Raw genomic sequence first — 12,789 nt, 5'->3', positions numbered from 1 at the left:
GGTCATCCGATTTGGGAAACTGATTTGGTCGATTTCGACGCCCTCAACGCGATCATCGCGCCCGAAGCCGAGGCATTGGGCCTTGCACTCGTGCGCGTCGCCTTCTTTGGCGGGGAGAGCGATCCGACGTTGCAGGTGATGGCTGAGCGGCCCGACACGCGCCAGCTCACCATCGACGATTGCGCCGATCTGTCGCGCCGCATCTCGGAGCAGCTCGACGCGCTCGAGGAAGCGGGCAAGGATCCGATCGACGGCGCCTACCGGCTCGAGGTGTCGTCGCCGGGCATCGACCGGCCGCTGACGCGCCCTGCCGACTTCGCCGACTGGGCGGGGCATGAGGCGAAGATCGCGCTGAAGGAAAAGCTGAACGGGCGTCAGCGTTTCAACGGTACGCTGGTCGGCATCGACGGCGATGTCGTTACGATTTCGGATAAAGAAGAGGTGGAGCACAAGCTGCCGTTCGATGCGATCGAGACGGCGAAGCTGTTTCTCACCGACAAATTGATTGCCGCAACCGTCCCGCTTTCAGTCGAAGGCGCCGACGAAATGGAAGAAGAAGGACAGGACTGATGGCCACTGCCATTTCCGCGAACAAGGCCGAACTGCTCGCGATCGCCAATTCGGTCGCCAGTGAGAAGATGATCGACAAGGCCATCGTCATCGAGGCCATCGAGGAAGCGATCCAGCGTGCCGCGCGCGCGCGCTACGGCGCGGAGAACGACATCCGCGCCAAGCTTGACGCGCAGACTGGCGACCTGCGCCTGTGGCGCGTCGTCGAGGTCGTCGAGCAGGTCGAGGATTATTTCAAGCAGGTCGACCTCGCCGCCGGTCAGAAGCTGCAAAAGGATGCGAAGCTCGGCGACTTCATCGTCGACCCGCTGCCTGCGGTCGATCTGGGCCGCATCGACGCACAGTCGGCGAAGCAGGTCATCTTCCAGAAGGTGCGCGAAGCCGATCGCGAGCGCCAGTATGAAGAGTTCAAGGACCGCGCGAGCGAGATCATCACCGGCGTCGTGAAGTCGGTCGAATTCGGTCACATCGTCGTCAACCTCGGCCGTGCCGAAGGCGTGATCCGCCGCGACCAGCAGATCCCGCGCGAATTGATGCGCGTCGGCGACCGTGTCCGCGCGCTGATCCTGTCGGTGCGCCGCGAGAACCGCGGTCCGCAGATTTTCCTCAGCCGCGCGCACCCCGATTTCATGAAGAAGCTGTTCGCGCAGGAAGTGCCCGAAATCTATGACGGCATCATCGAGATCAAGGCCGCCGCGCGCGATCCGGGTAGCCGCGCCAAGATCGGCGTGATCAGCTACGACGGTTCGATCGACCCCGTTGGCGCCTGCGTCGGCATGAAGGGTAGCCGCGTCCAGGCGGTCGTCCAGGAAATGCAGGGCGAGAAGATCGACATCATCCCGTGGTCCGAAGATACCGCGACCTTCGTCGTCAACGCGCTTCAGCCCGCGACGGTGCAGCGCGTTGTCATCGACGAGGATGACAGCCGCATCGAAGTCGTCGTTCCCGACGACCAGCTGTCGCTTGCCATCGGTCGCCGTGGTCAGAACGTCCGTCTCGCCAGCCAGCTTACCGGCAGCCAGATCGACATCATGACCGAGGCCGACGCGAGCGAGAAGCGTCAGCGCGAATTCGTCGAACGTTCGACGATGTTCCAGGAAGAACTGGACGTCGACGAGACGCTCGCCCAGTTGCTGGTTGCCGAAGGGTTCGGCGAGCTTGAAGAGGTCGCCTATGTCGGCATCGACGAACTTGCGAGCATCGAAGGTTTCGACGACGAACTGGCGCAGGAACTGCAGAGCCGCGCGACCGAAGCGCTCGAGCGCCGCGAGGAAGCATCGCGCGTCGAACGCCGCGAACTTGGCGTCGAAGACGATCTGGCCGACATCCCGCACCTGACCGAAGCGATGCTGGTCGTGCTCGGCAAGGCTGGCATCAAGACGCTCGACGACCTGGCCGACCTCGCCACCGACGAACTGATCGCCAAGAAGCGCCAGGACAATCGCCGGGGTCCCGCGCGCAGCGAGCGGAGCGAGCGCGCCGAGGACAAGGGCGGCGTGCTGGGCGAATATGGCCTGTCCGAAGAGCAGGGCAACGAGATCATCATGGCGGCGCGTGCGCACTGGTTCGACGATGAGCCGCAAGCCGCACCCGCGGCCGAGCCGCAAAACGGGGAGGCCGCCGATGCGGACCCCGCGCAATGATCAACTGAGCCAAACCGACCGCGCGGGCAAGCGCGGAGAACACGTGCCCGAGCGGCGCTGTGTGGTGACCGGCGATGTCGCGCCGGCCGAACGGCTCGTGCGCCTGGCGCTCGGGCCCGACGGCGTGATCGGGCCCGATGTTCTGGGAAAGGCACCGGGGCGCGGGGCGTGGATCGGCGTCGATCGCGCCACGCTGGAGGCGGCGCGGGTAAAGGGCAAGCTGAAGGGCGGACTCGCGCGGGCGCTGCACGAAAATGGGCTGACCATCCCGGACGATCTCGGCGAACGGATCGAAACGCAGCTTCGGCGCGCGACGCTCGACCGGTTGGGGCTTGAGTCGCGGTCCGGCACGCTGATTTCGGGCAACGAAAAGATCGAACAGGCCGCGCGCAAAGGGCAGGTTCGCCTGCTGCTGCACGCAAGCGACGCGGGCGAGGACGGCCGCAAGAAGCTCGCGCAGGCCTGGCGGGTCGGCGAAGGGGATGAAGGGTCCGGCCGTGAAGGGACGATCTTGCCGGTGGACCGGCAGTCCCTATCTATGGCATTGGGGCGCGAGAATGCGGTGCATCTGGGCGTGACCGACGCCCGCGCCGCCGATCGGGTGCTGGCGCATTTGAGCCGCTGGCAGTTTTTCGCCGGATGGAGTAGGGACGCGGCCAACCGCGTTTCACCTGAGGATTCCCGCAAAGCGGGTAATGGGATGGCGTCCACGGATTCCGGTACGGTTTCCGACGCTTCGGGCGCGTATTGAAGGAACAAGAAGTCTAAATGAGCGACGAACAGGACAAGCCGACCCTTACCCGCAAGCCACTGGGGCTGAAGCGGACGGTTGAGGCCGGCCAGGTACAGCAGCAATTCAGCCACGGCCGCCGCAATACGGTGGTGGTCGAGGTGAAGCGCCGCCGCGTGCTCGGCCGCCCGGGAGAGGCGGCGCCCGCGCCCGAGATCGAAGAAGTCCAGGCGGCTCCGGCACCCGCTCCGGCGCCGGCTCCCGCCCCGACACCTCCGCCGGCTGCGCCGAAGGTCGACAGCCTGATGTCGCGCCAGGAGCGGCAGGCACAACTGCTGCGTGAAGCCGAAGAAGCGCGGATGGCCTCGCTTGAGGAAAACCGTCGCCGGGACGAGGCCGCGCGTGCGCGCGCCGCCGAAGAGGAAAAGGCGCGCGCCAACGAAGCGCGTGAAGGCAAGGCCGTGAAGGCGGCCGAAGCCGTATCCGCGCCCGCCCCTGAGGTCGCGACGCCGGCCCCGGCGGTCGAGGCCCCCGCTGCTGCCGAGCCGCAGGGCGAAGCTGCGCCGCGGTCGACGACCAGCGCCGCACCGGCACCGCGCCGCTTTACGCCCGTCGAAGCCCCGAAGCGCCCTGAACCCAAGCGCCCCGAGCCCAAGGCGACCCGCGGCGCCGACAATCGCCGCCAGTCGGGCAAGCTGACCGTCACGCGCGCGCTCAATGATGACGAAGGCGCGCGCGCGCGCAGCCTTGCGGCGCTGAAGCGCGCGCGCGAAAAGGAAAAGAGATCGCACCAGGTCTCTTCGGGTCCGCGCGAAAAGCAGGTTCGCGAAGTCGTCGTTCCTGACAGCATCACGGTTCAGGACCTTGCCAACCGCATGGCCGAAAAGGGCGCGGATCTGGTGAAGGCGCTGTTCAAGATGGGTATGCCGGTCACCGTCAACCAGACGATCGATCAGGATACCGCAGAACTGCTCGTCACCGAGTTCGGGCACGAGATCAAGCGCGTCAGCGAAGCCGACATCGACATTCGCCATGACGAAGATGTCGATGCGCCGGAGGCACTGAAGCCGCGCGCGCCGGTTGTCACGATCATGGGCCATGTCGATCACGGCAAGACCAGCCTTCTCGACGCCCTCCGCGGCGCGAATGTGCAGGCGGGCGAGGCCGGTGGCATCACGCAGCATATCGGCGCCTATCAGGTGAAGACGCCCGACGGGTCGCTGGTCACGTTCCTCGACACGCCGGGTCACGAAGCCTTTACCGAAATGCGTCAGCGCGGCGCCAACGTCACCGACATCGTTATTCTGGTGGTGGCGGCCGACGATGGGCTGAAGCCGCAATCGATCGAGGCGATCAACCACGCGAAGGCGGCCGGCGTGCCGATCATCGTCGCGATCAACAAGGTCGACAAGGAAGGCGCGAACCCGCAGCGCGTCCGCGAACGCCTGCTCGAGCATGAGCTGGTGGTCGAGGAAATGGGCGGCGACGTTCAGAATGTCGAAGTGTCGGCGCTCAAGAAGACCGGTCTCGACAAGCTGCTGGACGCGATCGCGGTCCAGGCCGAGATCATGGAGCTCAAGGCCAATCCCGACCGCGCCGCCGAAGGCACGGTGGTCGAAGCGAAGCTCGACAAGGGGCGCGGTCCGGTCGCGACGATCCTCGTCCGTCGCGGTACGCTCAAGGTTGGAGACATCTTTGTTTGCGGTGCCGAAAGCGGCCGTGTTCGCGCGCTGGTCGACGATCAGGGCCGGCAGGTCAAGCAGGCGGGGCCATCGATGCCGGTCGAGGTCCTGGGCCTTGGCGGCGTCCCGATGGCCGGCGACACGCTGACCGTCGTGGAGAATGAAGCGCGTGCGCGCGAAGTGGCGGCCTATCGTCAGGAGCAGGCGCTTCGCAAGCGGACGGCGCAGGCACCGGTCAGCCTCGAAGGCATGTTCTCGGCCCTTGCCGACAAGGCGAAGGTCATCGAATATCCCGTGGTCATCAAGGGCGATGTGCAGGGTTCGGTCGAAGCGATCGTCAATGCGCTCAACCGTCTGTCGACCGACGAGATCCGCGTTCGCGTGCTTCAGTCGGGCGCCGGCGCGATCACCGAGAGCGATGTGACGCTGGCGGCCGCTTCGGGCGCGCCGATCATCGGCTTCAACGTCCGCCCGAATGCCAAGGCCCGCGAGATCGCGAACCGCGAAAAAGTGCGCTTCATGTACTATGATGTCATCTATCACCTGACCGAAGAAGTCGCGAAGGAGATGGCGGGCGAACTGGGGCCGGAGCGTATCGAAAACGTCGTCGGCCGCGCCGAGGTCAAGGAAGTGTTCCCGGCCGGCAAGCGCGACAAGGCGGCGGGTCTGCTGGTGCTCGAAGGCGTCATCCGCAAGGGGCTCCATGCGCGCCTTACGCGCGAGGACGTCATCGTCTCGGCGACGACCATCGCCTCGCTCCGCCGCTTCAAGGACGACGTCGCCGAAGTGCGCGCGGGCCTGGAATGCGGTGTCGTGCTGGCGGACACCAACGACATCAAGCCGGGCGACCACCTTGAGGTCTTCGAGGTCGAACTACGCGAACGCACGCTGTAACGGGAGGGCAGGAATATGGCTGAGAGTTTTTTCAGCCGGTTTCCGGCCCCGCCCTGTGCCCAGCTGCTGGGGTGGGAATTGATCGCCGAATATCCTGACGAGGGCCGGATCGAGATTGCCTTTCATCCGACCGCACAGATGCTCAATCCGCGGGGAACCGTGCAGGGCGGGTTTGTCGCTGCGATGCTCGACGACACGATGGGACCCGCGCTGGTCAGCATGACCGGCGGCGCGGAGGTTCCGGCGTCGATCGACATCAACGTCAGCTTCCTGAAACCCGTCATGCCCGGGCGGGTCATCGGCAAGGGGCGCGTCGTTGGGCGCGGCCGGTCGGTCGCCTTTCTCGAAGCCGAATTGTTCGACGAAAGCGGCGAGCTTCTGGCGCGTGCCACGTCGAGCGCGCGGATCATGGAATTGAATCGAAATGCGTCATAACGAAAAATCCGAAGGCCCTTCGGTCCGCGTCCTGCGCGTGGGCGAACAGGTGCGCCATGTGCTGAGCGAAATCCTGCAGCGCGGCGACGTTCACGACGATGTGCTTGCCAAGCACCCGGTGAGCATCACCGAAGTGCGCATGTCGCCCGACCTGCGCCATGCGACGGTCTTCGTGAAACCCTTGCTCGGTCGCGACGAGGAGGCGGTGATCAAGGCGCTGCGCACCAACACCGCCTATCTCCAGCGCGAGGTCGCGCACCGCGTTCGCATGAAATATGCGGCGAAACTCAAATTCCTGCCCGACGAAAGCTTCGACGAGGCGAGCCACATTGAAAAGCTGCTGCGCGACCCCAAGGTGGCGCGGGATTTGGAGGGTGGCGCGGGCGAATAGCGTCGTTCATTTCCTACGTCATTGCGAGCGAAGCGAAGCAACCGCCAGCTATGGTCCCGCATTTCCGACAGCTGGGAATTGCTTCGTCGCTAGGTTCCTCGCAATGACGACGCTGATAGGACTATTTCCCTTTGATCCCCGCCGCTTCCTCCAGCTCGACCAGCGCGTCCTCCAGATAATCGATTAGCCGCTGGACATGCGGGACGCTGCGGCGGCAGGCGGTGATGCCAAAATCGATATTCTTGTTGTTCGACACCTGTGTGATGTTCATCGCCATGCCGTCGACGGGAATGCTTGCCGGATACATGCCGTCGAGGCGGGCGCCGTTCCAGTAAAGCTGCTCGCGCGGGCCGGGTACGTTCGAGATGGTGACGCTGTACGCCGGGAATCGGTCGGCGGTCCGTGTCAGCGCGGTCAGCATCTGCGGCATTTGCGTGATGGCTGTATAGATCTGGATCTGCTGCGCGGTCATTTCGCGCAGTTGCGCCTTGGCTGCATTCATCGACGCCTGGATCGTCCGCATGCGCTCGGCCGGATCGTCGATATGCGTCGCGAGATTGGCGGTCACCGCCGCAACCGAATTGCCCGAATCGATATCGTCCTTGGCGCGGATCGACACCGGCGCCATCGCTTTCAGCGGTTTGTCGGGCAGTTCGTTCAGCGACTGCAGATATTTGCGCATCGCGCCCGAACACATGGCCAGCACCGCATCGTTGATCGTGCCGTCATATGCCTTGCCCATCGCGCGCACGCGCTCGAGCGACCAGCTTTGCGCGACGAAGCGCCGCGCGCCGGTGATGTTGCGGTTGAAGCTGGTGCGCGGCAGCCCAGCCCAGGGCGTCGTGAGGTCGCCGCCGCCGAGACCGAACATCGCGGCGGCATATTGGTTGAGCGCCTTGGTCACTCCGACGCTGTTGCCCCATTGCTCCTTCAAAAAGGCGCCGATCGCCTTGATGTCGGTGATGCTGGGGGTCGGCGCCTTCCTGGCGGTCGGGAACTTGCGCTTGTAGGCCTCATAGACCTCGACCGACATCGGCGACGCGGTGGGCTTGTAATTCTTGTCGTTGCTCAGCATCGCATTGGTGAAATGCATCGAACTGGCGCCGTCCATGAAGGCGTGATGGATCTTGAAATAGGTCGCGATCTGGCGGTTGGGCAGTCCCGAGATCAGCGTGATTTCCCACATGGGTCGGGTGCGGTCGAGCAGGGTGCCGTGAAGGCGCGAGGCGAGTTCGAACATCTCGCGATAGCGCCCCGGCTTGGGAAGCGCCGCGGCCCGGACATGATAGTGCATGTCGATGTCCTTGTCGGGGACAAGGCGGATCGGTCCATATTGGCCGAACGGGGTCAGCTTCAGCACTTCGCTGAACGGTCGCCGCAGCCCCTCCTGCTGACGCAGGAGCGCGAGCATTTCGTTGAGCCATTCGGTCTCGTCGACCTTGTCGGGCAAGGTATAGAGATTGACGCCCCCGACATGCATCGGCGTTTCGCGCGTCTCTGCGACCAGGAACATCGCGTCGGTCACCGGCATCAGCCGCATGGTCGCTCTCCCCACTGTTATGCTGCGACTTTATGCTGCGCAGCATGGCAGCGGCTCCGAATGAGTCAAGCGGCGGCGGTTTCCGGAATGGCACAGAAGGCAAGGGTGATGGTGACCGGACCCCGATGGTCGAGATGGTGCGGGACGGTCGGTGGGATCAGCAGGACGTCGCCGGCCGACAGAAGGCGTCCGCCGCCCTGCGCATCGTCCCATTGGAAACCGATCGACCCGGCCTCGATCGAAAGCATGCCCCACACTCCATCCTTGAGCGCGTGCCGACCCCACAGCCCCTTGGGAATGGCGTCGGCATCGAACGGGCCGAGGTGGCGATAGGGCTGCGCCTCGGCGGGAAGGGCGGGCTCGCGGTCAGCGATCGGCGCCGTTGCCATCGTCAGAAGCCCGCAGTCGCGCGAATGACGAAAAATGTCACGCCGAGGAACGCGAATCCGGCCGGCACGGTGAGGATTTGCGCGGCCACCGTGTGACGGTCCATCGGTCCCGTCCACGTCTGGAGGACGCCGTCGCTGCGATCGAGCGGCGAGGCATGTTCGGTGCCCTTCTGGGCATTGAGGATGCCAGCCATGCCGAAGAACATCAGCATGTAGAGCAGCGAGACGACAAGCATGAACACCGTCGCGGCGTCGCGCCCGGTCGCGGCGGCGATCCCCATGAAGAAGATGGCGTAGAACGCGAACATGCCGTGCCAGATTCCGCGCGGTAGCTGGAAACCCGCCTGCATCCCGTTCACTTCATGCGGGTCGTTGGACAGATGGACGGCGGCCTTGTCATGGTCCGATGTGAGATAGTCAAACATGGGGGAGCTCCACTTTCTTCGACAAATCCTGGTTCCGGTCGCGATGGACCCATATTCCGGTGAGCAGGCTTTCGGCGATCATCCGCGCGCGCGAGCCGACCTGTGCGGTCGCCTCCGGCGTCGGCGCGACGTCGCGCAGCGTTTCGTAGAAAAGGCCCAGCCAGCGCTGGAAATGCTCCTGGCCGATCGTCGGGATCGCCAGATGCTTCATCATCGGATTGCCCGTGAAGTTTCCGGCGCCGAGCAGGATCGACTGCCAGAAGCGGTTCATCTGTTGGAGATGCGCCGGCCAGTCCCGAACGCGTTCGTTGAAGATCGGGCCGAGTTCGGCGTCGGCGCGGATGGTGGTGTAGAAGCGATCGACCAGCACCGCGATGAAGTCTTCGTCGATTCCCATGGCAAGCGCTTCGGCGCGGCGCTCCTCGCGGGCGGCGATCGCATGGGGGTGGGCGGGGACGGTCCGTTTCATGGTCTCGACTCAATAATTGGTATTTGAAATACCTTTTATTCGGGATTGAGACCAAAAGCAATATCTGATATGCATATTTTATGCGATTGAGCCTGCACAGCGATTATGCCCTGCGCATCCTGATGGCGCTCGGTGCCACCGGCGAAAAAATGTCGGTGGACGAGATCGCCGGCCGGTATGATATTTCGCGCAATCATCTCGCCAAGATCGCGCAGCGATTGCAGGGGCTTGGCTATGTCGCCACGCAGCGCGGTCGCGGCGGTGGGATGCGGCTTGCGAAAGAGGCTGGCGACATCAATGTCGGAGCCGTCGTTCGCCAGTTCGAGAATCTCGATGCAATCGTCGAATGCATGGACCCCGTAACTTCGACTTGTCCGGTACGCGGTGCGTGCGGATTGCAGGGCGTGCTGAGCGGCGCGCTGGGCGCTTTCGTCCGCTATCTCGACGATTATACGCTGGCCGACCTTCTGCCGCAGCCCGCGCGGTTCCGTGCGTTGCTCGGCACCGCCTGACACCCGATTCCCCATTGCGAAGCGCGACAAGGACGGTATCGCAGCGAAGATGGCCAAGCTCTATTTCTACTATGCCAGCATGAACGCCGGCAAATCGACGACGCTGCTCCAGGCGGATTTCAACTATCGCGAACGCGGGATGGAGACGATGCTGTGGACCGCGGCGCTCGACGACAGGTACGGCGCGGGGCAGGTGACAAGCCGGATCGGGCTGATGGCCGAGGCGCACAAGTTCGATCCCGACAGCGATCTGTGGGCCGCGATCGGCGCGGAGAATGCCGAGCGACCCTTGTCCTGCGTACTTGTCGACGAGGCGCAGTTCCTGTCGAAGGCGCAGGTGTTCCAACTGGCGCGGCTGGCTGACGAGGCTGGCATTCCGGTCCTCTGCTATGGCCTGCGTACCGATTTTTCGGCCGAACTGTTTCCGGGTTCGGCGGCGCTGCTCGGGATCGCGGACGCACTCGTCGAGTTGAAGGCGGTGTGCGAATGCGGGCGCAAGGCGACAATGAACCTGCGTGTCGACGAGCGCGGCCGCGCAGTCGTCGCGGGCGCGCAGACCGAGATTGGCGGCAACGACCGTTATGTTGCGATGTGCCGCCGGCATTTCATGGAGAAGCGGCGTGAAGCCTCGGCGGCGCTGACCCATGCGTGATCGGCTGTACGTCGAGCTCGCCGATGGCGGTTTGCAACTCGTCAAGCTGGTCGAGGCGCATCGGGAAGCGCTGCGCGCGGCCTGCGCGGCCGACGCCGACATCTGGACCATCTATTCGTCGAGCTTTGATCCCTCGCATTTCGACGCGAGCTTCACGACGCTGATCGGCCATGAAAGCCGGATGCCCTATGCGATCGTCGACGGCGAGCGGCTGGTCGGCATGACCGCATGGCTGCGCCCCGACTGGACGGCGCAGACGATCGAGATCGGCAACAGCTATATTCACCCCGACGCGCGGGGCACGGGCTTCAACGGGCGGGTGAAGCGATTGATGATCGACCATGCCTTTGCGGTCGGCATCCGCCGCATCGAGTTCCGTATCGATGAGCGGAACCTGCGGTCGCAGGGCGCCGTCGCAAAGCTTGGCTGCACCAAGGAGGGTGTGCTCCGTTCGGAACGGATCACCTGGACGGGCTATCTGCGCGACACCGGCCTCTGGTCGCTGCTCGCGGGTGAGCAGAATGTGCCGTCCGGCTGACGGCGCGAGGGAAGTCAGTGGCGGTTCAGACTCGGTCTGCTATCGCACAAGTCGGGCAGGGCCGATTGGTCTGAAAGACTCGACATGAAACAGAAACTCGCACTCTCCCTGGCCGCCATGCTGCTATCCCTTTCGGCAGCGGCGGCCAACGAGCCCCGGCCACCATCCTTGGGCGTCGAAGCAAGCATCAGCTTCCCCAATGATACGACGATCAAGACATGGCAGGCCGACGGCGAAGACGGCATCTGGATCCAGAGCCGGCAAGGCGGCTGGTACTATGGGAAATTTGCGACGATCTGCCGCGATCTCAATTTTGCGCAAGGGATCGGCATCGACAATCGCGGATCGTCGCAGCTTGACCGATTCTCGACCATTCTTGTCCGGCGCCAACGGTGTCCGCTCACATCTTTCGTGACGTCGCTGCCGCCGCCGACCAAGGCGGAGCTGAAAGCCGCGAGAGAAGCCGAAAAGGCCGCTAAGTCGAATTGACAAGTGCTCCGCGCGCCAGCAGGGCGCGCGGATGAACGGCTGGATCATCCTCGACAAGCCCGTGGGGCTCGGCTCGACGCAGGCGGTGGGCGCGGTGAAGCGCGTCTGCCGCGAGGCGGGGCTCGGCAAGGTCAAGGTCGGTCATGGCGGAACGCTCGATCCGTTGGCGTCGGGGGTGCTGCCGATCGCGCTCGGCGAAGCGACAAAGCTGTGCGGGCGGATGCTCGACGCGAGCAAGATCTATGATTTCACCGTCGCCTTCGGGACCGAGACCGCCGGCCTTGATGCGGAAGGCGAGGTTGTCGCGACGAGCGACGTGCGGCCGACCCTCGCTGAAGTCGAGGCGGTGCTGCCGCGGTTTACCGGGTCGATCGAGCAGGTTCCGCCAGCCTATTCGGCGATCAAGATCGATGGCCAGCGGGCCTATGATCGTGCGCGCAAGGGCGAAGAGATCGAGATGAAGGCGCGGGGGGTGACGATCTTCTCTCTTCAAATCCTCCCCGCTTGCGGTGAGGTGGCAGCCCGTAGGGCTGACGGAGGGGGCTCGCGTCCTCACGCGATACCGGATCAGGACGCGCGCGTCCTCCACTATCCTTCGGATGGTCCCCCTCCCCGTGCCGGGGAGGAACTGGAAGAAATCACCCTTACCGCGCACGTCTCGAAGGGAACCTATATCCGCAGCCTCGCGCGCGATATCGCGCATGCCGTGGGCAGCGTCGGGCATGTCACCATGCTTCGTCGTACCAGGGCGGGGCCGTTCGACCTGTCACAGGCGATTTCGCTGGACAAATTGAACGCTTTCGGCCAAGGGGCCGCCCAATCAGAGATATTTCTGCCGCTCGAGGCAGGGCTGGTCGACATCCCGGCTCTGAACCTTTCCCCGGAAGCGGCAGGGGCGATCCGACAGGGTCGTGTCTGGACCGGGGAAAGCACGCACGACGGGCTCTATTGGGGACGGGACAGCGACATGCGACCCGTTGCGTTGATAGAGGTTTTGGCGGGAACGCTGAAGGTCGTGCGGGGCTTCAATCTGTAATGCGATGTTCGAAGGAAAAAGAATATGTCGATTACCGCCGAGCGCAAAGCCGAAGTCATTGCCGACAACGCCCGTGAAAAGGGTGATACCGGTTCGCCGGAAGTCCAGGTCGCGATCCTGACCGACCGTATCAACACCCTGACCGGTCACTTCAAGTCGCACCACAAGGACAACCACAGCCGCCGTGGCCTTCTGATGATGGTCAACAAGCGTCGCAGCCTCCTCGACTATCTTCGCAAGAAGGACGAGGGCCGCTATCAGGCACTCATCGCGAAGCTGGGTCTTCGTAAATAAGACTGCGAGGGCGGCTCCGGGTTCGGGGCCGCTTTCATTTTGGTTCGCGTCGAATTCGCGAACCGCATCGGCCGCTCCCGCATCCGGCGGAGCCGCCATT

Annotated in this window: 16 protein-coding genes; 12 read left to right on the top strand and 4 right to left on the bottom strand. The window is 64.2% G+C overall.

The window, feature by feature from the left end:
• Positions 1-24 precede the first annotated feature (24 nt).
• Genes rimP through rbfA form a run of 6 tightly spaced genes read left to right on the top strand, consistent with a single transcriptional unit; the run spans position 25 to position 6,345 of the window.
• Positions 25-570: a ribosome maturation protein RimP gene (gene rimP, locus JNM03_RS05315; RefSeq protein WP_294035017.1), complete on the top strand. Its 546-nt coding sequence runs from the start codon at positions 25-27 to the stop codon at positions 568-570.
• Positions 570-2,213, top strand: coding sequence for a transcription termination factor NusA (gene nusA, locus JNM03_RS05310; RefSeq protein ID WP_294035015.1), 1,644 nt, complete (start codon positions 570-572; stop codon positions 2,211-2,213). Before rimP ends, nusA begins: the two co-directional genes overlap by 1 nt.
• Entirely contained in the window at positions 2,194-2,964 is a 771-nt protein-coding gene (locus tag JNM03_RS05305; RefSeq protein ID WP_294035013.1) for a DUF448 domain-containing protein, read from the top strand. The genes nusA and JNM03_RS05305 overlap by 20 nt, the downstream gene beginning before the upstream one ends.
• Before the next feature lie 17 nt (positions 2,965-2,981).
• Entirely contained in the window at positions 2,982-5,519 is a 2,538-nt protein-coding gene (gene infB / locus JNM03_RS05300) for a translation initiation factor IF-2 (protein ID WP_294035011.1), read from the top strand.
• Between the two features lie 15 nt (positions 5,520-5,534).
• Positions 5,535-5,954 carry a PaaI family thioesterase gene (locus tag JNM03_RS05295; protein WP_294035009.1) on the top strand — a complete coding sequence of 140 codons (420 nt, stop codon included), beginning with the start codon at positions 5,535-5,537 and terminating at the stop codon, positions 5,952-5,954.
• On the top strand, positions 5,944-6,345 hold the full coding sequence (gene rbfA, locus JNM03_RS05290) for a 30S ribosome-binding factor RbfA (RefSeq protein ID WP_294035007.1): 402 nt from the start codon (positions 5,944-5,946) through the stop codon (positions 6,343-6,345). The genes JNM03_RS05295 and rbfA overlap by 11 nt, the downstream gene beginning before the upstream one ends.
• Before the next feature lie 121 nt (positions 6,346-6,466).
• Here rbfA and JNM03_RS05285 read toward each other — a convergent pair whose 3' ends face one another.
• From JNM03_RS05285 to JNM03_RS05270, 4 genes are all read right to left on the bottom strand, one after another.
• Positions 6,467-7,885, bottom strand: coding sequence for a wax ester/triacylglycerol synthase family O-acyltransferase (locus tag JNM03_RS05285; RefSeq protein ID WP_294035005.1), 1,419 nt, complete (start codon positions 7,883-7,885; stop codon positions 6,467-6,469).
• Between the two features lie 65 nt (positions 7,886-7,950).
• On the bottom strand, positions 7,951-8,274 hold the full coding sequence (locus JNM03_RS05280) for a DUF1971 domain-containing protein (protein WP_294035003.1): 324 nt from the start codon (positions 8,272-8,274) through the stop codon (positions 7,951-7,953).
• Between the two features lie 2 nt (positions 8,275-8,276).
• The gene (locus JNM03_RS05275; protein WP_294035001.1) at positions 8,277-8,699 is read right to left on the bottom strand and encodes a hypothetical protein; all 423 of its coding nucleotides are present in this window, start codon (positions 8,697-8,699) and stop codon (positions 8,277-8,279) included.
• Positions 8,692-9,168 carry a group III truncated hemoglobin gene (locus JNM03_RS05270; RefSeq protein WP_294034999.1) on the bottom strand — a complete coding sequence of 159 codons (477 nt, stop codon included), beginning with the start codon at positions 9,166-9,168 and terminating at the stop codon, positions 8,692-8,694. Before JNM03_RS05270 ends, JNM03_RS05275 begins: the two co-directional genes overlap by 8 nt.
• An 80-nt stretch (positions 9,169-9,248) precedes the next feature.
• Between JNM03_RS05270 and JNM03_RS05265 the strand changes: the two genes are divergently transcribed.
• From JNM03_RS05265 to rpsO, 6 genes are all read left to right on the top strand, one after another.
• Entirely contained in the window at positions 9,249-9,680 is a 432-nt protein-coding gene (locus JNM03_RS05265) for an Rrf2 family transcriptional regulator (protein WP_294034997.1), read from the top strand.
• Positions 9,681-9,729: 49 nt separating this feature from the next.
• Positions 9,730-10,332, top strand: a complete 603-nt coding sequence (locus JNM03_RS05260; RefSeq protein ID WP_294034995.1) for a thymidine kinase — start codon at positions 9,730-9,732, stop codon at positions 10,330-10,332.
• Positions 10,325-10,870, top strand: coding sequence for a GNAT family protein (locus JNM03_RS05255; protein WP_294034993.1), 546 nt, complete (start codon positions 10,325-10,327; stop codon positions 10,868-10,870). The genes JNM03_RS05260 and JNM03_RS05255 overlap by 8 nt, the downstream gene beginning before the upstream one ends.
• A gap of 84 nt (positions 10,871-10,954) precedes the next feature.
• On the top strand, positions 10,955-11,359 hold the full coding sequence (locus JNM03_RS05250; RefSeq protein ID WP_294034991.1) for a DUF6491 family protein: 405 nt from the start codon (positions 10,955-10,957) through the stop codon (positions 11,357-11,359).
• 31 nt (positions 11,360-11,390) lie between these two features.
• Positions 11,391-12,395 (top strand): tRNA pseudouridine(55) synthase TruB, encoded by a 1,005-nt coding sequence (truB, locus tag JNM03_RS05245; RefSeq protein ID WP_294034989.1) that lies wholly within the window; start codon positions 11,391-11,393, stop codon positions 12,393-12,395.
• Positions 12,396-12,419: 24 nt separating this feature from the next.
• Positions 12,420-12,689 (top strand): 30S ribosomal protein S15, encoded by a 270-nt coding sequence (gene rpsO, locus JNM03_RS05240; protein WP_294034987.1) that lies wholly within the window; start codon positions 12,420-12,422, stop codon positions 12,687-12,689.
• Positions 12,690-12,789 lie beyond the last annotated feature (100 nt).

The organism is Sphingopyxis sp., assembly GCF_016793825.1.
Lineage (GTDB): Bacteria > Pseudomonadota > Alphaproteobacteria > Sphingomonadales > Sphingomonadaceae > Sphingopyxis.
The sequence above is the reverse complement of the archived record's forward strand: the minus strand, read 5'-3'. Positions and strand labels throughout refer to the sequence as shown.